General features: G+C 40.8%; 22 protein-coding genes and 1 tRNA gene. 2 read left to right on the top strand and 21 right to left on the bottom strand.

What is annotated here, in order from left to right; genetic code table 11:
- A partial coding sequence (locus NYF15_RS12435) for a hypothetical protein (RefSeq protein ID WP_371353740.1) occupies positions 1-485 on the top strand: 485 nt, incomplete at its 5' end.
- Between the two features lie 87 nt (positions 486-572).
- Here the strand turns inward: NYF15_RS12435 and NYF15_RS12430 are convergent.
- From NYF15_RS12430 to rppH, 17 genes are all read right to left on the bottom strand, one after another.
- Positions 573-647: transfer RNA gene (locus NYF15_RS12430), tRNA-Arg, on the bottom strand.
- Positions 648-711: 64 nt separating this feature from the next.
- Entirely contained in the window at positions 712-1,353 is a 642-nt protein-coding gene (locus NYF15_RS12425) for a FlgO family outer membrane protein (protein WP_371353739.1), read from the bottom strand.
- A gap of 3 nt (positions 1,354-1,356) precedes the next feature.
- On the bottom strand, positions 1,357-2,037 hold the full coding sequence (locus NYF15_RS12420) for a FlgO family outer membrane protein (RefSeq protein ID WP_062569684.1): 681 nt from the start codon (positions 2,035-2,037) through the stop codon (positions 1,357-1,359).
- Between the two features lie 12 nt (positions 2,038-2,049).
- Complete coding sequence (locus tag NYF15_RS12415; protein WP_341803095.1) at positions 2,050-2,643, bottom strand: FlgO family outer membrane protein; 594 nt, start codon at positions 2,641-2,643, stop codon at positions 2,050-2,052.
- 57 nt (positions 2,644-2,700) lie between these two features.
- Positions 2,701-3,300: an SPOR domain-containing protein gene (locus NYF15_RS12410; RefSeq protein WP_371353738.1), complete on the bottom strand. Its 600-nt coding sequence runs from the start codon at positions 3,298-3,300 to the stop codon at positions 2,701-2,703.
- Positions 3,301-3,316: 16 nt separating this feature from the next.
- Positions 3,317-6,310 carry a hypothetical protein gene (locus NYF15_RS12405; protein WP_371353737.1) on the bottom strand — a complete coding sequence of 998 codons (2,994 nt, stop codon included), beginning with the start codon at positions 6,308-6,310 and terminating at the stop codon, positions 3,317-3,319.
- Entirely contained in the window at positions 6,311-7,138 is an 828-nt protein-coding gene (locus NYF15_RS12400) for a molecular chaperone (RefSeq protein ID WP_371353736.1), read from the bottom strand.
- 9 nt (positions 7,139-7,147) lie between these two features.
- Positions 7,148-7,606 carry a DUF4402 domain-containing protein gene (locus tag NYF15_RS12395; RefSeq protein ID WP_130150439.1) on the bottom strand — a complete coding sequence of 153 codons (459 nt, stop codon included), beginning with the start codon at positions 7,604-7,606 and terminating at the stop codon, positions 7,148-7,150.
- A gap of 36 nt (positions 7,607-7,642) precedes the next feature.
- Complete coding sequence (locus tag NYF15_RS12390; RefSeq protein ID WP_371353735.1) at positions 7,643-8,233, bottom strand: DUF4402 domain-containing protein; 591 nt, start codon at positions 8,231-8,233, stop codon at positions 7,643-7,645.
- Between the two features lie 134 nt (positions 8,234-8,367).
- Positions 8,368-8,955, bottom strand: a complete 588-nt coding sequence (locus NYF15_RS12385; protein WP_371353734.1) for an SPOR domain-containing protein — start codon at positions 8,953-8,955, stop codon at positions 8,368-8,370.
- A gap of 106 nt (positions 8,956-9,061) precedes the next feature.
- Positions 9,062-9,619, bottom strand: coding sequence for an SPOR domain-containing protein (locus tag NYF15_RS12380; RefSeq protein WP_371353733.1), 558 nt, complete (start codon positions 9,617-9,619; stop codon positions 9,062-9,064).
- A 437-nt stretch (positions 9,620-10,056) separates the two neighbouring features.
- Positions 10,057-10,938, bottom strand: a complete 882-nt coding sequence (gene galU, locus NYF15_RS12375; protein ID WP_371353732.1) for a UTP--glucose-1-phosphate uridylyltransferase GalU — start codon at positions 10,936-10,938, stop codon at positions 10,057-10,059.
- A gap of 24 nt (positions 10,939-10,962) precedes the next feature.
- Entirely contained in the window at positions 10,963-11,814 is an 852-nt protein-coding gene (locus NYF15_RS12370; RefSeq protein ID WP_237118110.1) for a thymidylate synthase, read from the bottom strand.
- A 13-nt stretch (positions 11,815-11,827) separates the two neighbouring features.
- Positions 11,828-12,631 (bottom strand): prolipoprotein diacylglyceryl transferase, encoded by an 804-nt coding sequence (gene lgt, locus NYF15_RS12365; RefSeq protein WP_130150434.1) that lies wholly within the window; start codon positions 12,629-12,631, stop codon positions 11,828-11,830.
- A 14-nt stretch (positions 12,632-12,645) separates the two neighbouring features.
- Complete coding sequence (locus tag NYF15_RS12360) at positions 12,646-13,455, bottom strand: sulfite exporter TauE/SafE family protein (RefSeq protein ID WP_193987656.1); 810 nt, start codon at positions 13,453-13,455, stop codon at positions 12,646-12,648.
- Between the two features lie 338 nt (positions 13,456-13,793).
- The gene (ptsP, locus tag NYF15_RS12355) at positions 13,794-16,070 is read right to left on the bottom strand and encodes a phosphoenolpyruvate--protein phosphotransferase (protein ID WP_130150432.1); all 2,277 of its coding nucleotides are present in this window, start codon (positions 16,068-16,070) and stop codon (positions 13,794-13,796) included.
- A 33-nt stretch (positions 16,071-16,103) separates the two neighbouring features.
- On the bottom strand, positions 16,104-16,622 hold the full coding sequence (gene rppH / locus NYF15_RS12350; protein ID WP_062569670.1) for an RNA pyrophosphohydrolase: 519 nt from the start codon (positions 16,620-16,622) through the stop codon (positions 16,104-16,106).
- Between the two features lie 541 nt (positions 16,623-17,163).
- Between rppH and mutH the strand changes: the two genes are divergently transcribed.
- The gene (mutH, locus tag NYF15_RS12345) at positions 17,164-17,835 is read left to right on the top strand and encodes a DNA mismatch repair endonuclease MutH (RefSeq protein WP_341803103.1); all 672 of its coding nucleotides are present in this window, start codon (positions 17,164-17,166) and stop codon (positions 17,833-17,835) included.
- A 48-nt stretch (positions 17,836-17,883) separates the two neighbouring features.
- On the opposite strand, the gene eno is transcribed toward mutH, so the two are convergent.
- The 4 genes from eno to relA form a co-directional block, all read right to left on the bottom strand.
- On the bottom strand, positions 17,884-19,182 hold the full coding sequence (gene eno / locus NYF15_RS12340; RefSeq protein ID WP_062569669.1) for a phosphopyruvate hydratase: 1,299 nt from the start codon (positions 19,180-19,182) through the stop codon (positions 17,884-17,886).
- 100 nt (positions 19,183-19,282) lie between these two features.
- Positions 19,283-20,917: a CTP synthase gene (locus NYF15_RS12335; protein ID WP_062569668.1), complete on the bottom strand. Its 1,635-nt coding sequence runs from the start codon at positions 20,915-20,917 to the stop codon at positions 19,283-19,285.
- A gap of 146 nt (positions 20,918-21,063) precedes the next feature.
- Positions 21,064-21,864, bottom strand: coding sequence for a nucleoside triphosphate pyrophosphohydrolase (gene mazG, locus NYF15_RS12330; protein WP_130150429.1), 801 nt, complete (start codon positions 21,862-21,864; stop codon positions 21,064-21,066).
- Entirely contained in the window at positions 21,864-24,023 is a 2,160-nt protein-coding gene (gene relA / locus NYF15_RS12325; RefSeq protein ID WP_371353731.1) for a GTP diphosphokinase, read from the bottom strand. The genes mazG and relA overlap by 1 nt, the downstream gene beginning before the upstream one ends.
- Positions 24,024-24,031: the final 8 nt, after the last annotated feature.

The following is a 24,031-nucleotide window of genomic DNA, read 5'->3' as shown; positions in this document are numbered from 1 at the left end:
TAGGTTTAATAGTTGCGTTACTGTCAGCCTGTACAGAAGTAAAAGAAAGTGAGCCCACAATTTACCTTATACCAGAAGGATACGTGGGATCTTTATATATTGTATTCAACGCACCAAATGGTAAACCTCCCAAATATGAAGGTAGCTCAAGGGTGTATCATATTCCCCCATCAGGTGTGCTTGTAACACTGATGGATGCCAATGAAGGTTGGATAGAAAGTAATAAAATTCAGTTTTTTTCTGTGAGTACCAATGGCGATAGAAAACCAATTAGTGAAGTATCAGAAAGTCCCCCTGACAACAAAAGAGCTGTGTACTTTACAGGTTTAGGTTACTCTGGCCCTGTTTACGGGTGTAAGATATTAAACCAAAACTTTATTGTTGGTGTAAAAGAAGAGCGAATTAATGAAGATATACTTTTAACTATATATGAAGCCATCAAAGTTAAAAACATTGATAAAAAACTATTCGAAGATATGTGTTAGGCTTATTTATTGCTATTTTTTCTGAGCTTTGATTTTACTCTAATGGCCTGCAAAGAGAGGCTACAGGAATGTAATCATTGATTTAATTGGTAGCCCCTACAGGAATCGAACCTGTAACTGCCCCTTAGGAGGGGGCCGTTATATCCATTTAACTAAGAGGCCACTTAGCTAAGAAAATTATAACGGGCTAACCCTTTTATAATCAAGCCTTTAGTTTTGGCTAATTTTATTTGATACTGGCGGTTTGGATTGATTCATTTTGCAGCACAAAATAAGGGATGACTTTTTGTGCGCTTGCAGTGACTTGTTTTGAATTTAAGTTTATCACTCTGGCATTCACTTCTACGCCGGTGTTACGGTAGATCAAGGTGCCCGACAGTACATGACTGGCAATTTGACGCTCTGCTAGCTCTTCCACTTTACGTGTCATGACAAAATCGCCACGAGGAGTCACTTTAATCACATCCATCGCTTTAAAATCAACCACACCAAAACCGAACTTTTGTAACTGATACATCATCGATTCTGCAATCTGGTTACCAAGCTGAGAGCTTGTATCAAGGCTGGCATCTAATTCAACGAATGTGGTAATTGCGATACCAAGCTCAGCCTCTTGCTGCATTGTATCAACTAACTCTAACGCCATTTGCTCAACATAGTTAACAAGTGTTTTATGATGTTGATACGGCACGAATAGTCTATCGTTCGTATTGACTTGCTGCGCTTGATTTTGTTGCTCTTGCAATAAAGCAGCATAATCTATTTGTGTTGTTGAAGTGTTCGCTTTTGGCTCTGGCTGTGGCTGCTGTGCAAGCATTTCACAACCTGTTAGGGCTAAGCATAAAGCGATTGAAAAAAAACGTTTCATAATTTACTCACTTGCCTGCTTTAGCATAATACCGTCACTACGGTTAGTACTGTCGAGTGCATCAACAACCGACTGTGGAATAAACCCTTGAGCAGAGCCAACGACCGCTTTACTGGTAATACCAACAATACGCGCATTCACAAGCACACCACCTTGGTGATTAACTAAAGTGCCCGCCAGTACATAATTAAAGTTTTGCTGCTGACTTAATTCTAAGTAGTCTCGACTAAACACGAAGTCACCAGTGGGGGTAACACGCATATAATCTGTTGTTTTAAAGTCGATAACTGGCACGCCAAAGGTATGCAATTCGTGCATAAAGCTTTCGGCAATTTGATTACCAAGTAATGAACCTGCATTGTAATCAGCGTCTAGGTATATAAAGCTAGACACCGCAAGTGGTGTTTTGTCGTTAACGTATTGCAGGTTTTCAACCATATCCTGCATGATGCCTCGAACATAGTGATTAATGTTCTTTCGTGTTGGCGCAGCAGTAAACGTACTGTCGTTCATTACCACTTGGTTGCTTTGAAATACGCTTGTGCTTGTTTGCGGGGCAGCAACTTCACGCTGTGCGCTAACAAGCTGAGGCTCATCACTGTATGTTTTTTCGTTATCCGCTGTCAGCATCGAAGAACAACCAAAGCCTAAAGGAAGGCATAAACTTAAAAATAAACGTTTCATTGATAATTCCTCTTAATATTCACTACGGTATAGCTGACCATCACGCTGCTGTACTTTCTCATTTCCCCACATAACATTAATAGGAATTTCAGTACTAGCAGCCGACACTATTCGCTGATCTTTTGTATTAACTAGGCGCGCATTAACTATGTAGGCATGTTGTTGCCGTGTTAATGTGCCTGTGATGACAAAGTCAATATTCTGACGTTGACGTAACTTACTCACATCACGACTTAATATACTATCGGCCGTAGGCTGTAAATTTAAAGTGTTTTCTAAACGGTATTCAATGGTATGAAAACCCAGTTGTGTGAACTGAGTCATTAAACTCTCTTGGATTTGTTGGCTCAAGCCATTGCCTTGATTGCTTGCCAAGCGAGTACCTAAGCCATCAGCCATATAAAAACTGGTTACAGCAATGCGAGCATTGCCTTTGTAAGAGCCTTGAATGCGGCTTAATTGACTGCTTAAATCTGCAACATATTGATTAACAGTGTAGGCTGCCATGCGAGCTTTAGGCGCATTGGTTGATACAACTGGTTTTGCCTCTTCTGTGAGACTACAACCAGTCAGTATAAAAAATATAAAACAATGTAAAAGCCGCATAATTGCCACCCTCTATGAACATAGCAATGTACTAGCAAGGATTATGCCTAATTATATTTACATGCCTGAAAAGGGTTTATTGGTGTATTGAGTGACAAGGCAATTGACTTCTTTTTGCTTTAATAACTGGCAATCCTTTTCAGCCATTTGCTTCTCTTTATAAGCGCCTATTTTTAATCGATGATAAACCACATTATTAACCTCAACAGCCTCAACGTTAACCGCAAATTGACCTGTAAACATACTTGGGGCTTTACTTTTTAACTCTTCTAAACTTCGCGTTAATCGCGCTGTTTCTGTGACAGAGGCAACTTGTAATGCAAATAATGGCTGCTCAGTATAAGCATTGCTTTTAACATCAACAGGTTCAACAACTTGCTCACTAACGGGTGAGCTTTTAGCTTGGTTTTCTGTTTGCGACTTGGCAAGATCATTTAGCTGAGTAATTAGTAGGTTTAGATCATTTTCAATTGCGATAAGGCGCTCAATGCTAGGTTTAGCTTGTTGCCACTGCGCGGCACTTTCTTTTAGGCTATCGAGTTCTTGTTGAGTAATTTGCACACTATTTTGCGGTGTGGAAGAGTGTTCGCTATTTGTTGATTGACACGCAGATGCCAGTAAACAAAGTAAAACAACACTAAAATGACGCTTTAACATTATAATTTTCCCTAAATTAATAACTAACCGTATATGGCTCAACATCACAGTTAAGCTTATAGCTCTTTAATACGCTGCAAACTTGTGTAAGTTCATCGCTTTGAGTTTCAGAAAACGCGGCTGAGAGAACAAACTCTTTATCACTTTTTTTGATATAAAAAGGATCTAAAATAGCGAGTTCTGATAATGGTTTTTTCACAAGATAAAGATATGTTTTTAAGATAGCGAGTGATGAAAACTGCCCTAACTTAGCAATGTAGCCATCTTTTACTTGTTTAGGCTTTAATACCAGATCAGCGCCAACAACAACTTCGCCACCAGCAGATAAGTTAAGGGTCACATGTTGGTTATCTTTTAATGATTTTTTGTCTTTATATTCATCATCGATCACTGCTTTATATTCGCCTGGGCGAAGGTCTGTAAACAAGTAATAGCCATCATACGCAGCTTGGGTTTGCGACACCTTTTTCCCTGTTTTATCAATGAGTGAGATGTTCGCAAACGGTTGCACTTTCATATTTTCATCTTGCGCAACATACACAACCCCCTCAACTTCGCTGCTGTTGTTAAGCGCTATATCAATATATTCTATGAATCCGGCTCTGGGAGTAACAGAAAAACCATCATTAGCAGCGACCAAAAATGGATCTGGAAAACTATCAGGATCAATAACAATATCGGTCGTTCTATTCGCAGGCATACTGGTTAGCAATGCAATGCCGTTTTCATCAGTGACTGCTTGACGATAATTTTGCACACCTTTGACTTTAACACCTGCAATACCATGCTCACTTTCATCCTTGATTCCATTATTATTGGCATCTAAGTAAACGTGAGCCATCAGAGTACCTGAGCGTGCTAAACTTCGTTTGCTAGAAAATATACCAGTGCCTTGGCTAGCATAACCTAGGCTAAAGCGGCTAAATAACCCTACTCGCCAACGATCTTCACTGTCGTAGTTAAGATTACTATTTAGGCTAAATCTATCAGATTGCCAATTAAGTCCAATCTCCGCTGACTTTACATCATCAATAAGCGAGTTACGAAGTGTCAATTCACCTTGCAACTGTGATGTTAAACTACGATTAAATTGGGCCTCATATGACTGAATAGAGTGGTGAGGACTCATACTGTAATCCAGACTAAAACGGCTAAAAACTTGGCCAAATCGCCCTTGGAGTCGAACGTTACCCAATAAGGTAGAGTCATCGAGCCTGCTGTCTTTTTGCCAACTCAAGCGGTGATTAAAGGAAAAGCCTGAGTAAGCATAGTTCATGATATTCTCGAGCTTTAGGCTGTCGTATCGACTATCAATGTCAGTGTAATAAGCGTTGTTTTGGTAGTTGAGTCGACCGTATTGATTTTGAAAGACCTCTCCAGAGATATTAAATTCATAATTGCTTGATGAACTCATTCTTTGCTGGCTGCTTTGACGATTAATTAAACGCTCTCGTTCTGATGCACGAAACCTTAACGCTTGCTCGGCAATTTGCCCTCTTGCGGTAAACTCAAGCTCGCTTTCATCTTCATTGTTTTGCTCGTAATCTAGGTTAATTAACAGGCGGTCGAAAAGGCTCACATTACTACCGATCGCTAGGTTTTGAGTGTTATCTTTATACTCACTTTTTAAACCCGCTATACCGCCATACACTGAGATATTATCTGTTAATGCTGTATCGTAACGACCAGAAAACAACCAGCCTGGGTTTTCAACATAATAATTCGATTGGTTAAATAGCTGGTGCCCTTGCTCTGTGATTGAGAATTCATAAAACGACTCGCCCGCAGACAAGCTAGTGCCATCAATCAAGTATTGTTCAGTCTTTCGCTCCACTTGACCTTGCGGTCCATAAAAAATGAGCTCAAAGTTATTGGCGCCATACAGCAAGTCTACATTTTCAAATATATACCGACCGTCATTAAGACTAAGTAGCTGATTAATTAAAACACCATTTTGATACAGCTCTACATCCCAGCCGGGTTGGATATTACCAATGATGTTAACCTGATTAGTATTAACAGGCTTAAATAGTGGTTTATTAGTTACTTTTGCACCGCGAGCATAATTGCTATTAAAACGGTTCCCTATTTGCGTTGCCAATACATCACCAAACTCAATTCTGTTTGCAGCTAAAGGACCAAGTAGCTCTGAATTTAAGTCTTCACGGCTAAATGTGAGTCTTGAATCAGTAAGTAAGTCACCATCACGACCCGCAAAATAGTATTCAGCATTTAAGTAAGCAAGATCATTAGCACCAAGAATAGAGTATCCCGCAGAGCTTTGTTGATCATCTGCTGTCATGCTAATTTGGATATCTGCCATAGGAGAGGACACAGCTTGATATGGGCTTTCTTTCCACGGTAGTGTTGGCTCAGAGTAACGTGCTGTTTGGCTTAGCTCTCTTTTCTGCCGGGCTAAGCGTGCTTCTATGGGTAATCGTGTATCAGAGTTTATGTAAAGTTCAAGTGTTGAGTAGTCTACAGCCATTGTTAAATCAAACACTTGCTCAAGTAATGTTGAAGCAACAAAAATATCTTGCTGATCAACATGTAACTGTTCTTGGGCTATTGAAAATGTCCGACCTTTGACGGTTATGGTCATTTTTGTTGTATCAAGCACAAAGGTGTTTTCTGGATTAATAAACCAGCCCTTCGCAATACCGGTATTACCATTTACATCAATTACAAACTCTACGGTTTCAGAGAAGCTCAGCAAGTCGACCCATATTCCTTGCTGACTTTTAACAGCTAACACTTCTCCTAAGTAGGTATGCTTTAAGTAAGCTGAAAAAAACAACAACTCCCCCACAGGGATCCCTTCCCCATTCACTTTTTTATTAAGGTCTGTTGCTGTTGCCTGAGAATCAGCGCTTTCTCTTTCAGAAGCTTTTAACTGCTGTAACTGCTGCTGCATTTTCTTTAATGAAGCAAATACAGCCTGATAATTTTTTTCAGCTGCGACGGGAGCGCCAGTGGCAAACATTAAAAGACAAAATAAGAGACGTTTCATTTACTGCAAAGAATTGAAATGCTGAGACGTGAAGGTCGTCGTTTTAGTTGAAAAAACTTGCCCTTGATACTCTTTTAACCCCGAGTAAGTAATGCGTATTTGGCTATTTTCTTGTAGCTTCATATTATCAAATAAAGGCAGAGTTAAAGTAACGTTATCAAGCTCAGGATAAATGCTGAAGTCATTTACCATGGCAATTTTTTGCTCTTCTTTACTTCCTGATAGAGTTTGAAAAACTTCAACTTTTCCGAATGAACTATAATCGCCAGAATGATTAAGGCTAATGCCAAGTGATGGTTTTGCATCATTTGTTAAGTACTTTACTGAAGCAATATCAACCTCAGGTAGCGCAGTTCCCTGTCTTAAGAGCACAGGTATTGAATAACTTAGAACCATGTCTAAACGAATACCAAAGCTTTTACTATTACTTTTATGTTCATTGGGTAGCGCTTTAAAAACCAAGTGAGAACGATATTCTTTATCTGCCAGACCTTTAGCTCTGCGAAGAGCTATTTTCACAACCTGCCTTTCTCCCGGCGCTAATCTCACCTGAGAAGGACTCAAACGCATCATACTGGCCAGTGAATTAGGGTTAACCTGATCATCGGTCAGCGTTATATAGCCACCTTGCGGCTTCGCTATTTTCTCTTGCCACTCAAGGCGGTAAGTTTTGCTCTCATTAGAGTTATTTACCACAATAACTTTAGCGACTCGTTGCCTGTCATCAAATGCAATACGTGTTGGCGAGATCAATAAGTTTGCATATACAGCAGCACTATGAAAGGTTAGTAAAACAATAAAGCAGTATAGAAAGTATCTGTACTTCATAAAATTCCATTAAAAGTCTACGGTTAATGAGACGGTTGCATCATAATAACCATCATTATAGGTGCTACCATCACCACTTGTGCTTATCTGCCCACCCACCGTTAATACAGCACTGCCGTATGAGTCAGTGACCAAGGTAGGGTTATAAATCAATCGATTGAGATAAAAGCGTTGGTTATTGTGTAAATTACTAAGTGGTTGGTTATTCACATTATCACTAATGGTAACTTGTATTCTTGCTCCATAGCCTTCAAACAATAACTCGGCGGCGCGACCCTGTTTAACAACATAAATACTGTTGCTACTCGCGCTAGTATTGCTTGGCAAAACAGTGACAGAGCTAACACTTGAGTTGTCTGTAATAGCCAGTAGACCAAAGCTAAGTGGTTCAAGCTCAGTTATTGTTTGTTGTGCAACAGAGCCTGCGCTCAATAAAAGAGCACTTAATAGACAAAAATGCGTACGCATAAGTTATGCCTGCTAACACTTAGCAGGCACTCTATGTTAGTAATCTAATTGCAGTGTAAATGTACCGCTATAAGTACCATCAATATAATCGAGAGCCGGAGTTGTGGCATCTGTTGTTAGTGTTCCACCCACATTGAATGTTGCCTCACCATTGGCATCTACTTGGATTGTTGTTGTGGCTGCAGAGTTAGGGTTTGCGCCTGTTAATACATAATAGGTAGGCGAAGCTAACACAAAGCCAGCAGTGCCAGCTGGTGCTGAGTCAGGTGCGATGGCCGTCTCAGTTGGGTTTGTAATGTTTAAGGTTGCAAAAGGTGATACACCTGAAACACTGAATGACGCTGGTGTACCAGGTACAAGGATAGCAATTTCAGCTAAAGCAGCATTTGTGCTGGCTGTCGTCGCAGATGTTGCAGGGTTAGCTGATAACACTAACGTTGCTGTTTCTCCCGATGTTGTATCTGCTTTGGCGCGAATTGTACCAAAATCTAGGTCGCTGTCTTTTTGCAATGTAAACGCGTTTTGTACCGTTACACCAGCTTGAAAAGTAGTTTGCTCAGCAACAACGTTAAACGTTAAAAGTGCTGATGAGGTCATTAGTGCTGCTATCTTTATTGAGTTTTTCATATGCATTCCTAAGATATGATAAAAAGTTTCAACCTTTTATTCAGGTTAAATTAAGTATCGGCAAAATGCATTATTTTATTAGGAAAAAATGTACTTTTTTTATTGTTTTAAATCAAAAAGAGTAAAACGATAAATTACAAATCAACGCCTTTAAATTCTGTGGTCTCACAATGGCTATAAATAAGTTCAAAAACTTGGCAGAGTTTGCTCGCCTCTTGCTCTGTTTGTAGCGGCCCAGCGACAAGGCTATAAAGTGTTTTAGAGGCTGATGATTGCGTATTCATTTTATAACGAAGCATAGTATAAAGATTAGGATAACGATTTTTAAGTCGACCTAATTGGGCTCTCACTCCCCGCTCAACTAAGTAACTGCCAATTTTCACACCATGGATAGGTGATTCCGTATTTGTGGTTTCATTCAAATTTTGATTTGCCGTTGTAGACACCTGCTCAGTGCTACCATAGCTAACAACTTTAGGATCGCTTTGCAGCTTTTTAGGCAGTTTATCAACATCAACTTGTACAGCGAGTGCTTGTATTAGCATCAACAAATCAGCTTCAATGGTATTTAAATGATCTATTTGTTCTTTTTTAGTTTCCCACTCAACTAAAAGTTGTTGAAGCTCCTCACGATTAATATCTGACTCTTCGTAAGAGTTTGGATCTGAGAAACTACACGCCTGTAGTAAAATAAAAAGTGTAAAGACAATAAACCGACTCATTAAAAGCTCACCCTAAAAAACGACTCTACTTCCAAGCAAAAAAAGTGCCATTATAGCACTTGTACCTGTCGAATTTCAGATAGAAAAACCATTCTTTGAATAAAAGCTAAAAGTTCACTCGGTTATCTGTATAGCTACTTACCCAGCAATCAATCCCTTGGCGCTTAATAGCTTCACAGTCAGCTTTCGCGTTCTTCAAATATTTATAACCGCCAAATTTCAAACGGTAGTAGGTGTGCTGATCTATATCTGCAACTTCCATATTCAAAATTGGGGAGCCCTGAAAAATATGGGGGGCAAGTCTTTGCATTTTTCTAAGTGCAATCGCTAAGCTTTTTTCGCTATTAACTGACGCGAGTTGAAGAGCAAATAAGTAGTTATGCTGGGCGCTGATTGATCCTGAGCTCTGAACACCACTCGTCTTGACAGCTGATAAATGTGTTGGGGGATCAATCGGAGCTGAACCGCTGGTGTGCATATTTGCTTTTAGAAAAAAAGGCGAATCAAATTGCTCACCAACAAAAGTAACCACCTTGATAGAGGCACTCAATGCGGCTAATTTATTATTTTGAAGAGATACTAAAGAATCACTGCTGCAACCAGACACTAATAGTAATGCCAACAAACACATACTATGTTGCAAAGGCTTGATGCAATGTTTCATAAACATGATTCTAAAATATACCATTGTCAATTTGCTTGTTCACAGGGCTGACTGCGCGCATGTGTTTTTCACCTTTAAGTGCACTAAAAGTTAAACTTAATTTAAAGAATCTCGCGTACTATTTTTTGTTATATTTTTAGTACTGTACTTTATTAGCCATAACAAAAACTTATTGCTTAAGTTTTCATATTAGATGACCTAAAGCAATAAAAATTAATTTCGTTAAAGGTATTTTTACAAAGTATAGCTTAATTTAGCTACCCTTGGCTGTTTGGTAAGTGCTTTACTTAACTTTCATATTAACAACACGTTAAGATAAAGATATATCAGAAAAGTCCCCAATTGAGTAATAATCAACAATTACATCTGTTATGTAAATAATAAAAAAGTGCCATATAGGCACTTTTTATTAACTTTAATTACTTTATGGTAAACAGTTATTTAGCTAGCGACTTTATAAACTCAGTCAACTCGCCTTTAAATTCATCACGGCGTAAGGCAAATTCAACAATTGCTTTCAAATAACCAATTTTGCTGCCGCAATCATGGCTTTTGCCTTTCATTGAGTAAGCATCCACGGTTTCTTTTTCCATAAGCATAGCAATGGCATCCGTTAACTGGATTTCATCGCCTGCCCCTGCAGGCGTTTTGGCAAGTAATGGCCAAATATTCTTGCTTAGCACGTAACGACCAACCACTGCTAAATTTGATGGAGCTTGGTCGACAGGCGGCTTTTCAACCATATTTAGAATTGCAGCACTTTCACCTTGCTTAATTTTTACATCACCTAAGTCAACAACACCAAATTTATCAACTTCATTATGCGGTACTGGCTCAACCATTATTTGGCTTTCACCGGTACTTTCAAAGCGGTTGATCATTTCAGCTAAGTTGTCTTTTTTAAGGTCGCTCGCCACATCGTCAATAATGACATCAGGCAATATAACAACAAATGGCTCATCACCAATAATAGGCGCAGCACAGTTAATTGCGTGTCCTAACCCCTTCGCTTCCCCTTGACGTACTTGAATAATAGTAACGCCTTTTGGACAAATAGACTGTACCTCAGCAAGTAGCTGACGTTTTACACGTTTTTCAAGGGTTGCCTCTAATTCAAAGCTGGTGTCAAAATGGTTCTCGATCGAGTTTTTACTCGAATGCGTAACAAGAACAATTTCTGTAATCCCTGCTGAAATCGCTTCATTTACAACGTATTGAATTAAAGGACGGTCAACAATAGGCAACATTTCTTTCGGTATGGCTTTTGTTGCGGGTAGCATGCGCGTACCAAGTCCAGCAACTGGGATCACTGCTTTCATGATTTCTCCTTAAATTTATTATTCTTAAACTGAAAACGGATATTTAATCGCATCATGGCACTGATAGCCAACGACTTCAAAATCATCTTTTGTAACCCATGTTTCTATATCGTCCAGCGATTTTATATTTGGGTTAATCTTCAGTTCTGGCGATGCAAAAGGCTCACGCTTAAGCTGTACATCACGCATCAACTCTAACTGGTTCTCATAGATGTGCGCATTGGCAATTTTATGATACGCCTTACCAGCTTTATGGCCGGTAATTTGCGCAACCAAAGCTAACAATACAAAGCATTGAATTTGATTAAAATTCAATCCAAGCGGCACATCACAGCTACGTTGGTATGAGGTTAAGTATAGAGTATCACCTAACAAAGAAAAGGTATGGGTATGCATACAAGGACGTAAACAACCAAGTTCAAACTCACCTGGGTTATAAAAGGTGATAATTTCACCACGGTCGTCAATGCCTTTTGATAAATTATCGATGACCTTTTTAAGCTGATCAAGGTGGCTACCATCAGGGCGTTGCCAACTGCGCCCTTGAACACCGTAAACACGCCCCATGTCGTCTTCGCCACGACGATGTGGGTTATCAAGCCACGCTTTGTTTTCGTTCGCATTCGCGTTCCATGTCATACAGCCGATGTCACGAAACTGCGCGGCACTGTCATAACCGCGTAAATAACCTAAAAGCTCAGCAATAGCCGCTTTATAAAAACTTTTACGCGTTGTGATAAGCGGAAACTTATTATTTGCCACATCATATTCAAGGTCGGCATTAATTACGGTTAAACACTTAGTGCCTGTGCGCTTATTTTCTACCCACACACCTTCATCAACAATGCGTTGACATAAATCTAAATACTGTTTCATTGCTATGCTCTTGTTATGCTTTGCTAGAGACGCGTTGCTGCGGCTTTTTATAGGCCCATATTATCAAACCTAGACCACCAATTACCATGGGAAGAGAAAGTATTTGGCCCATCGAAATCACACCAGCAAATAAACCTAAGTGGGCATCTGGCTCACGGAAATATTCAACAATGAACCTAAACGTGCCGTAACCCAACAAGAAAAGACCGGCAACACTGCCTGCTGGACGTGGCTTTTTAATAAACCACTGCAGGATTAAAAATAACACCAATCCTTCTAAAAACGCTTCGTAAAGTTGTGACGGGTGACGCGGCTCTGGCCCACCTGTTGGGAATACAAATGCCCAAGGGACATCTGTTACACGACCCCAAAGCTCACCATTTATAAAGTTACCAATGCGCCCTGCTAATAAGCCTAACGGCACCAGTGGCACTACAAAATCACCTACCTCGAACAGTGACTTTTTACGCGTCCATGCAAATATTGCTATTGCGCTGATAACACCAAGGGTTCCGCCATGAAAAGACATGCCCCCTTGATCGATTCTAAATAAATAAAGTGGATTTTCAATAAAGTAGCTAAACTGGTAAAACAATACATAACCTATTCGGCCACCAAGAATAACCCCTAACATCCCGTAAAAAAGTAAATCGCTAACCTGTTCTTTGGTCCACCCTGAGTTTGGTTTTGCAGCTTGACGATTAGCAAGCCACATCGCTAACGCAAAACCAATTAAGTACATTAAGCCGTACCAACGCACGCTGAGGGGTCCTACTGAAAAAATAACCGGATCAATATCTGGAAATTGAAGAGCCATAAAAATAAAAACCTTTAACTAAACACCATTTTAAGTGCAATTATTACAAGTAATAACGCGAATACTTTTTTTATTGTTGTCACCGGCAAGTAATGAGTGGCTTTAGCACCTATTGGCGCTATTAGCGACGAAGTAACTACGATGCCTAGTAACGCAGGCAGATATACAAATCCCGCAAAACCATCACTCAAAGAAGTTACCTGCCAACCTGCTGATACATAACCAACTGAGCCAAATAACGCAATGACAATACCACAAGCCGCAGCACAACCGATGGCCTTTTTTATATCTACAGAGAAATAATGCAGTAACGGCACAATGAGTGCGCCACCACCAATACCGATTAAACCCGATAGCGCGCCCATTATGGCACATAAAAAACCAAGAATAGGACCCTGTGGTAAAGGTTTTTCACTTGCCGCTTTTTTTCGTGTTGATAGCACCATACGCAGTGCAATAAACACAACACTTCCTGCAAACACAAAACGTAATAATTGCTCGGGAATTAAACTCGCTGCAAACCCACTGATAAGGGCACCAATGCCAACTCCTGTCATAACCCAAGGCGCTATTTCCCAAGGGACGTTAGCATTGCGATGATGAGCAAACGCTGAAGAGGTTGATGTAAAAATAATAGAAGCAAGCGATGTCGCAATGGCAATCACTAATACATGCTCAGAATCAGCTACATTAAAAGCCACAAGTAATGCGCTCAGCGCAGGCACAATAATTAAACCACCGCCAATACCAAGCAGTCCTGCTAAAAAGCCAACAACACTGCCTAAAATTGCGCAGTAAGCCATCAAAAGTATTACATCATGCATAAAACACTCATATATTCACTTTGTTATATACATATATTAAACTAATATATATACCCAAACCACCTCAAGATGCGAGTTTCAGTTGGAATTAAAAGCGATTTAGGCAAGGCATTGATTGCAAGTAATAGTGGTTCTATTGTTAAAATCAATAACGCAGTATAAATCGCTTTTAAACCAACCCTTTGGGCATTTCACAGGCACTTACTCTCATCGTTGTTACTTCTTAAAAGGGACTGCCATTGTTGCAAAGTAACGCCTTGATATTAAGCACCTATGAAACGCTGAATTCTACATCTTGAGGTGGCTTGGGTATAGGTGCTTCACAGCACAATTTCCGATCATGTATGCTCTTGGCTAGGTGTGTAAAATAACTCACCGAGTTGATGTTCAATCATAAAATTTCGGGTTAGACGTAATACGTGCTTGGCGGTAGGTTGAATAAGACACTGCTGAAGTAAGTGTTCCATATCACTGACTTTAAGACGCCGTAATACAAACTTAATTTTACTAATCGATGCATAGTTCATACTTAAACGACGATAGCCCATTGCTATTAGTAATAAAGCGCCTTCGGGGTCTCCTCCAAGTTCACCACACAAACTAAATGGCAATTCATGGTTTTGACACTCTTGCGCTACTTTAAGCAATACTCTGAGCACACTTGGATGATACGGGTTAAATAACTCTGCAACACGCGCATTTGAACGATCAACTGCGAGCATATATTGCGTTAAGTCGTTGCTGCCCACAGAGCAAAAATCGACTTTTTGCGACCACTCTTCAAGCATAAAGACGCTAGAGGGTACTTCTAACATCACGCCTATTTCTGGTCGCTCAATTGCTTGCTCTGGAAATTGCTCTTCAAGCTCAAAATAAGCCTGCTCTAAAAGCTTAAGTGACTCTTCAACCTCTTCTGTTCCGCTAATCATAGGCAACATTATTTTTAAATTACCCAAACCTATATTCGCTTTAAGCATAGCTTTGAGTTGATCTAAAAAGAGCTCAGGGTGATCAAGCGTTACGCGAATACCACGCCAGCCTAAAAATGGGTTTTCTTCACTGATATTGAAGTAGTCTAAAACTTTATCGCCGCCAATATCTAACGTACGCATCACCACAGGATTGGGGTGATAACATGTTAGCACCTCTCGATACCAATGTTCTTGATCTGATTGAGACGGGAATTGGCCTTTTTGCATAAACCAAGCTTCAGTTCGATATAAACCAACACCGTCACACAAGCGTTTATTATCATGCTCAGTATTCATCTCAAGACCCGCGTTTAAAAGCAAGCTGATATGTTCACCGTCTAAGGTAATGGCCTCAAGATCTTGCTCAGCTAAAAAGCGATCATTTAAAAGGGCTTCTTGGTATTTAAGCTGACTGTATTTATCGTGCAGCGATTGTGATGGAGAGATATATAAACGCCCTGCGTAAGCATCTAAAATCATAGGTTTTCCATCAAACTGCAATAATGGTAGATCTTCAATGCCCCAAATAGCGGGAATCCCCATTGCACGAGTCAAAATAGAGGCATGACTATTTGCAGCCCCATTAACACTCACAACCCCTGCCAAATGCCCTTTTGGTACTTCGGCAAGCATAGCGGGTGTTAATGTACTGGCAATTAAAATTGTATCTTTAGGGTATGGTTTAGCTGCATATTCTGTATTGACTAGATGATGTAGCACACGCAAACCTATGTCTTTTACATCAATTGCTCGTTCTTTGATGTAAGGATCTTGCATAGCATTAAACTGTGCAACTAACTTTTCAATCACAATTTTCAACGCGCTTTTTGCACTCCAGCCCTGTTGTAACTGGGCTTCAACATTCTGCCCTAAGCTTTTGGCATCAAGTAATTGTTGGTAAACATCAAAGACTGCTAACGCTTCTTTAGGAATTGAATCGCTTAACGTCATAGACAGCGTATTAAATTCATTGCGAGTAGCGGCAACAGCTTGTGTAAAAAGTTTGCGTTGTGTGCTTACGTCCTCGTCTTTTTGTAACTCTATTGAAGTAAAGTCAAGCTTAGGTAAAACAACAAACGCTTGGCCTATAGCGATCCCTGGAGCGCTCGAAACCCCTTTTAATACGGAGGTTTGATGTGAAAACTCGTCGAGCCTTAGCACTTCCTTAATTTCAGCATGAGCAAGTTGTGAGGCCAGTTGTGCAGACAAAGTAATTAAAAAAGACTCTTCATCTGGACTAAATACACGGGCAAGCTTTTGCTGTACAACAATGACGCCCAGCACCTTTTTTTGATGCACTACAGGCACTGACAAGAAAGCATTGTAACCTTCTTCATTGACCTCTGGAGAGAGTTTAAAGCGGGGATGAGACTTTGCAAACGCGATATTTATAGGCTCTTCACGCTGAGCAACAAGGCCAACGAGCCCTTCTGTAAAACCGATACGAAACTTACCGACTGCATCAGGGTTAAGACCTTGCGTGGCCATTAATACAAAGTTGTCTTGGCTGTAATCGGCAAAATAAATTGAGCAGCACTGTGTTTGCATGGCTTCTTTTACCATTTTCACAAAACACGCCAGCGCACTGTCTAAGTCCGCTTGTTGCGACACAGCCTCAGCAATGGATCTGAGCGTGGCTAACATGATGCTGCTCCTTGTATTTAAATAAAGTGACCTTTATCGTCTCTGTCGCCAATTCTCTTTATGTTGTTCTCGTTTATTAAATGGCATCGCTAATGGTGCAAACTCTTTCATTACACGGCGATAAACATCGCGCTTAAATGATACAACTTGTCGCACAGGATACCAATAACTCACCCAACGCCAATCATCAAACTCAGGATGATGTGTTTTAAGTAAGTCTACATCTTCATCTTTGCAACGTAGTTTAAGTAAAAACCATTTTTGCTTTTGTCCAATACACACAGGACTTGAGTCTCTGCGAATTAAACGTTTGGGTAATTTATAACGTAACCAATGTTTTGAACTTGCAACGATTTCAACATCTTCAGGAAGCAAGCCTACTTCTTCGTGTAATTCTCTGTACATGGTTTGCTCGGCCGTTTCACCGTCGTCCACACCACCTTGGGGAAATTGCCAAGAGTGCTGACCGTAGCGACGAGCCCAAAATACTTGTCCCTGATTATTGCAAATCACAATTCCGACATTGGCACGAAAACCTTCGGCATCAATCACCTTAGTGCCTCATTTGTAAGTCGATTTTTATTGATTGTTCCACATAACCTGCGATACAGCAAACACTATTACATCTAACATCCTGCAAGATATAAAATAATGTTTTTAACAAATCCACATAATCAATACCTTACAATTCTATTCTTGTAAAAATAGGTCTTTTACACAAAATAGCTATTTACAACAGTATTTCAACCAGCTTACCCACAGCTTGTGCATAACTTTTATAAAACATGGCTATTTTGCAAACAAATCCACAATAGTGCATTTTAAATTGCAGTTTCTCCACAGAAACTGTGGATAAACGTGTTTATATATCTGTATTTATACAGACAACTTTTTCGTTTCTTAATCCCATATGAGACTCAAAGAAACTAAAAATTATAAATTTCAATAAGTTAAAAGTTAACAAGCGTTTTTATTAGTGCTTATTTTTAGTTCAACTTAACCATGAGCAAAAAACACCCAAACACAAAGATATCCACTAAGACGCGTATTTGCTATCATGATATGGTTAATTAGACAATCAAATAAACGCCTTATGCGACCAATAAAACCCGCTTCTATAAACGAATTAATGCAACGTGTTGATGCTATTGCTGGCCTCACCCTAGGGCAGCTAGCCGAGCAATATCAGTTCAAAACTCCTGACGATTTACTACGTGAAAAAGGCTGGACCGGTCAACTAATCGAATATGTACTTGGCGCAACGGCGGGCTCTAAACCAACACCTGATTTTGAAGATTTAGGCATTGAGCTTAAAACTCTGCCAATCTCATTTAAAGGAAAGCCGCTCGAAACAACCTTTGTTTCTGTAACACCGCTACTGAATGTAACAGGCATGATTTGGCAGCAAAGTACGGTACGTAAAAAGCTCAATCATGTTTTATGGCTACCTATTTTAGGCGAGCGCGAAATACTGCCTTTTCACCGTACTATCGGCAGTGGCTTTTTATGGCAGCCAAGCGCAGAGCAAGATGCTCTTTTACAGCGTGATTGGGAAGAACAAATGGAGCTAATCGCCCTTGGTCGCGTGGATGAAATTTCGGGTCATTTGGGCGATGTTATGCAAATACGGCCAAAAGCTGCTAATAGCAAAGCACTGACCGATGCAATTGGCCCGAATGGCCAGATAATACAAACCTTACCCCGTGGTTTTTACTTAAAAACCAGCTTTACCGGCGAGATCCTAAAACAGCAATTTCAGTTATAAAAAAACCTCCCGAAGGAGGTTTTTAAAATCTTAATGAGCTAAGTCAGATTACTGACCTTTAACCTCTTTAAGACCGTTGTAAGGTGCTTTTTCACCTAATACTTCTTCAATGCGAAGTAATTGGTTGTACTTAGCAATACGGTCAGAACGACTTAATGAACCTGTTTTGATTTGACCAGCTGCAGTACCTACTGCTAAATCAGCAATTGTTGCATCTTCTGTTTCACCTGAACGGTGTGAGATAACAGCTGTGAAGCCTGCGTCTTTAGCCATTTTGATAGCAGCAAGCGTTTCAGTTAATGAACCGATTTGGTTGAACTTGATTAGGATTGAGTTAGCAATACCGTTATCAATACCACGCTTTAAGATCTTCGTGTTAGTAACGAAAAGGTCGTCACCTACTAATTGTACTTTGTCGCCAATTAGTTGTGTTTGGTGTGCGAAACCATCCCAATCAGACTCATCTAAGCCGTCTTCAATTGACACAATTGGGTATTGCTCAGTAAGGCCTTTAAGGAAGTGGTTGAATTCTTCAGAAGTGAATTTTTTACCTTCGCCTTTAAGGTCGTAGATATTTGCTTCTTTGTCGTAGAACTCAGATGCCGCGCAGTCTAGAGCGAGTGTGATATCTTTACCAAGCTCATAACCTGCATTTGCAACAGCCACCTTGATTGCAGCAAGTGCCGCTTCGTTTGATTCAAGGTTTGGTGCAAAACCACCTTCATCACCTACCGATGTAGAATGGCCTTCGGCTTTAAGCACTTTAGCTAAGCTGTGGAATACTTCAGCGCCCATACGTAACGCTTCGCGGAAGTTTGTTGCGCCCACTGGCTGAATCATAAACTCTTGAATATCAACAGAGTTATCTGCGTGCTCACCACCGTTGATGATGTTCATCATAGGTAATGGCATTGAGTAAACACCTGGTGTGCCGTTTAGGTCTGCAATGTGCTCATAAAGCTCTACGCCTTTAGAGTTTGCAGCTGCTTTAGCCGTTGCTAAAGATACTGCTAAGATAGCGTTAGCACCTAATTTTTCTTTGTTTTCAGTGCCGTCTAAATCTAACATTACTTGGTCAACAGCTTGTTGATCAACTGCGTTTTGACCTTTAAGCGCTTCAGCGATTTCGTTATTGATATAGCCTACCGCTTTTAAAACACCTTTACCTAGATAACGTGCTTTATCACCATCACGTAATTCAAGCGCTTCGCGAGTACCTGTTGATGCACCAGAGGGTGCTGCAGCACGGCCCCATGAACCATCAGCTAAATGTACATCAGCTTCAACAGTTGGGTTACCACGCGAGTCCATGATTTCGCGACCAATCACTTTTACGATTTCTGACATCTTGATTCCTCTTTTCCCGAAAATGGTGAGTTTGTGCCAGCTTTATTCCTGCTGGCTTTTTAAAACAAATAAGCCGTGCATATAGCACGGCCTATTTAAATTACGATGACGCTTTTTGGTGAGTGTGTGCAGCTGCAACAAACCCTTCAAACAGCGGGTGACCATCACGTGGTGTTGACGTGAATTCCGGGTGGAATTGCGCGGCAATAAACCAAGGGTGATCTTTATTCTCGATGATTTCGACTAGTTTCTTATCTTCAGATAAACCAGTGAAACTCAAACCAGCTTTCTCAAGCTGCTCTACATAGTGGTTGTTTACTTCGTAACGGTGACGGTGACGTTCTACAATTTCGTCACTACCATATACTTCGCTTACTTTAGAACCTGCGATTAAATGACACTTCTGTGCACCTAAACGCATAGTGCCACCTAAGTCAGATTGCTCATCACGAATTTCAACGTTACCGTCAGCATCTTGCCACTCAGTGATTAAACCAACCACAGGGTGTGCTGATTTAGCATTGAACTCGGTTGAGTTTGCACCTTCAAGGCCAGCAACGTTACGCGCATATTCAATGAGCGCCACTTGCATACCTAAACAAATGCCTAAATAAGGAACTTTGTTTTCACGTGCATATTTAGCCGCTAAAATCTTACCTTCAACACCACGGCCGCCGAAGCCACCTGGTACTAAGATAGCGTCAAGGTGAGACAGTAACTCAGTCCCTTTGCTTTCTAAGTCTTGTGAATCAACGTACTCGATGTTCACCGTTAAGCGATTTTTAAGACCCGCATGCTTTAATGCTTCGTTTACTGATTTATACGCATCTGGTAGTTCGATGTATTTACCTACCATACCAATTGTCACTTCACCTGTTGGGTTAGACTCTTGATATAACACTTGCTCCCACTCAGATAAATCTGCTTCAGGGCACTCAAGGTAGAAACGACGACATACGAAGTTATCAAGTTCTTGTGACTTAAGTAACGCAGGGATCTTATAGATGCTTTCTACGTCAGGTAATGAAATAACCGCTTTCTCTTCAACGTTAGTGAAAAGTGCGATTTTTGCACGCTCGTTATTCGGTAATTTACGATCAGAACGACAGATTAAGATATCTGGCTGAATACCAATCGAACGCAACTCTTTAACTGAATGTTGCGTTGGTTTCGTTTTCACTTCACCTGCAGGGCCTAAGAATGGCACAAGCGTCAGGTGGATAAACAATGCGCGCTCACGGCCGATTTCAGTGCCAAGCTGACGAATTGCTTCTAAGAACGGTTGTGACTCAATGTCACCCACTGTACCACCGATTTCAACGATAGCGACATCGCTACCTTCTGCACCGTCGTATACACGTTGCTTAATATCGTTTGTGATGTGTGGGATAACCTGAATAGTTGCACCAAGGTACTCACCACGACGCTCACGTCGTAGCACATCTTCATAAACACGACCTTGTGTGAAGTTGTTGCGGCTAGTCATCTTGGTACGGATGAAACGCTCATAGTGACCTAAATCAAGGTCAGTTTCTGCACCGTCTTCAGTAACATATACTTCACCGTGCTGAATTGGGCTCATAGTGCCTGGGTCAACGTTGATATAAGGATCCAGCTTTAAAATAGTCACGTTTAGACCACGTGCTTCTAAAATAGCGGCTAATGACGCTGCTGCAATACCTTTACCCAACGAAGAAACAACCCCGCCAGTAACGAAGATAAATTTTGTACTCATGCGAACCCTAGAATATCAGGAATTAAAAGGAATAATATAGAATCAAGACGGGGCGATATTATAGCAAAGGGACTGCTATCAATCCAGATAAAATTAGCAAATTAGTGCACAAAAAACGAGCGCGGGAAAAACCACTTCGAAGCATGTTACTTCGTAGGCAGTTTAATTGCTTCCCACGCCTCATCCATTTGCTCTAGTGTTGCTGTTTCTAGGCTTTGCCCTCGCGTACTTAAATAAGCCTCAACTTTTTCAAAACGTGATGTAAACTTTCTATTGGCATTTCGAAGCAATTGCTCAGGATCGCGTTTTAGATGACGGGCAACATTGACCGTTGCAAATAATAAATCACCTAACTCTTCTGCGCTGTGCTCAGAATATGGGTCCTGTTCAAGGGCTTCTTTAACTTCATCAATTTCTTCAGCAACTTTATCTAACGCACCATGATAACTTGGCCAATCAAACCCTAAGCTCGCCACGCGTTGTTGAATTTTTTTTGCTTTAGAAAGCCCAGGCATAGCATCTGGAATATCTTGCCAAAGGCTCATTTGCGGTGAAGCTGTTTTTTCTGCTCGCTCCTGAGCTTTTATAGCCTGCCACTGCGCCGAAAGTTCAGCGTCGGTCAGCTCACTTTGCTCTGCAAAGACATGTGGATGACGACGAACTAATTTCTCATTAAGCGTATTTGCCACATCGGCAAAATCAAATAAGCCCTGCTCTTTAGCAAGTTGCGCATAAAAAATGACTTGAAACAGTAAATCACCAAGCTCACTTTTAAGCTCGCTAAGCTCACCTTTTTCAATGCAGTCTGCAACTTCGTAAGCTTCTTCAAGGGTGTGCGGCACTATTGATTTAAAGTCTTGTTTTAAATCCCACGGGCACCCTGATTCTGGGTCCCGTAGTTTTTCCATTATCGCTAATGACTGCTCAATAATCTGTTTATCTGACATTATGCGTGTCCACGCTTTGCATCATGCACACCTTCAATTTGATGTAATTTAGACAATAAGCGGTTCGTGCTCGATAAGTCGTGCACTTCAACTTGCATTGAGAATAGCGCTAATTGCTTATCTTCAACGGTGTTGACATTCATATTGAGCACATTCACTTTTTCATTCGCAAGCACAGAACTAATGTCTCTAATAAGTCCTGATCTATCGGTTGCTTCAACTTTAATCGTCAACGCATATGAGCCGTTAACATCATCAGACCAACTCACAGAAATCACTCGCTCTGGGTGTTTCTCTTTTAGTTTATTAAATGAATCACAGTCTTCACGGTGTACGGCAATACCACGGCCTTGGGTAATGTAACCGATGATTTCATCACCTGGTACTGGTCGGCAGCACTTAGCAACGTGACTCATTAAGCTACCGACGCCATCCACCACAATGCCGTTTTTATCACCATTGACATTTTTTGGCTTTTTGAGTTTTATTTGTGGCTCATCGTCATCACGGTCACTGATAAAGTTGAGAAGTTGATTAAGACGCACATCCCCAGCACCAACGGCCACCATTAAGTCATCTAGGCCACGCAAGTTAAAACGCTCAATTGCAGGGGTTAAATCTTTTGTTGTCAGCTCCAGTTTTTGCAGCTCAGTTTCAAGAATTTCTTTACCTGCACTTAAGTTTTTATCGCGATCAAGCTGTTTAAACCAATGATGTATTTTTGAGCGAGCGCGTGACGACTTAATATAACCTAGGGATGGATTTAACCAGTCTCGACTTGGATTAGCTTGTTTTTGCGTTAAAATTTCAACTTGATCGCCGGTGCTAAGTTGATGGGTAAACGGCACTATTTTGCCGAAAATTTTCGCACCTATACAGCGATGTCCCACATTTGAATGAATGTAGTAAGCAAAATCAAGCGGTGTTGCACCCAGTGGTAAATCGAAAATATCGCCTTTTGGCGTGAACACATAAACACGGTCTTCAACTACTTGGTTTTTAAGCTCTTCAGCTAAGTCACTACCATCAACAACCTCTTCTTGCCATTGTAGTAATTTACGTAACCAACTAATTTTTTGCTCGTAGCCTGAACCACGTCCTGGCAATGCACCTTCTTTATACATCCAATGCGCAGCCACACCCAACTCGGCATCTTGATGCATTTCGCTTGTGCGAATTTGAATTTCAACAGTTTTGCCTTCAGGGCCAAATACCACGGTATGGATTGACTGATAGCCATTTTGTTTTGGCGTTGCAATATAATCGTCAAATTCTTTATTTAAATGGCGCCAATTAGTATGCACGATACCTAATGCCGCGTAACAATCTTGCAGGCGCTCTACCACTATGCGCATAGCGCGAATATCAAAAAGCTGGTCGAACTCGTAGTTCTTTTGCGCCATTTTTTTGTAAATACTGTAGATATGTTTAGGTCGACCATATACTTCACCTTCAATACCCGCTTCAGCCAAGCGTGATTTTACTAAAGCAACCATGTTTTCCATGTAAGCTTCACGAGCAAGGCGCTTATCATCAAGCTGTTTTGCGATGTTTTTATAGGTGTCTGGGTGCAGGTAACGGAACGAAAGATCTTCAAGCTCCCATTTAAGCTGACCAATTCCTAAGCGGTTAGCAAGAGGCGCAAAGATATCGCGTGTTTCCTTAGCGGCAATGACACGCTCTTCTTCACTGGCGTTTTTCACATCACGTAAGTGGCATACTTGTTCCGCTAACTTAATCACCACGGCACGCACATCTTCAACCATGGCCAACAACATACGGCGGATATTGTCGATTTGCACAGTGCCCTTGCCTTGGTGAGCCAAGGTACTGATCGTCGCCATTTGGCTTACGCCTGTAAGTAATAACGCAACGTGATTACCTAGCTTTTCTGTGACTGTCTCAATCGAAATTTTTTCAGCTAAGAAGTAAGGCGTCAAAAATGCCGTAGCCAATGAGTCCGCATCTAAATTCAGTTCAGCTAAAATCTCCACCATTTCAATGGCGGTATTCTGACGTTTCGTATCGTCACAATGTAGGCACAGCTCATGAGCCTGCTCTAATAAGGTAGTTTTGTCTTCTGTTAGCGCTAACAGCTCGATACGGCTGGCAAAATCACTCTGCTTTGTAAGCTGATGTGATTGTCTAGTAGCTACCATAGTGCGCT

The sequence above is a fragment of the Pseudoalteromonas sp. 68 DY56-GL68 genome, from assembly GCF_041414825.1.
In the GTDB taxonomy this organism is placed as follows: domain Bacteria; phylum Pseudomonadota; class Gammaproteobacteria; order Enterobacterales; family Alteromonadaceae; genus Pseudoalteromonas.
Note: the sequence above shows the minus strand (reverse complement) of the source record. Positions and strands in the feature narration are given on the sequence as shown.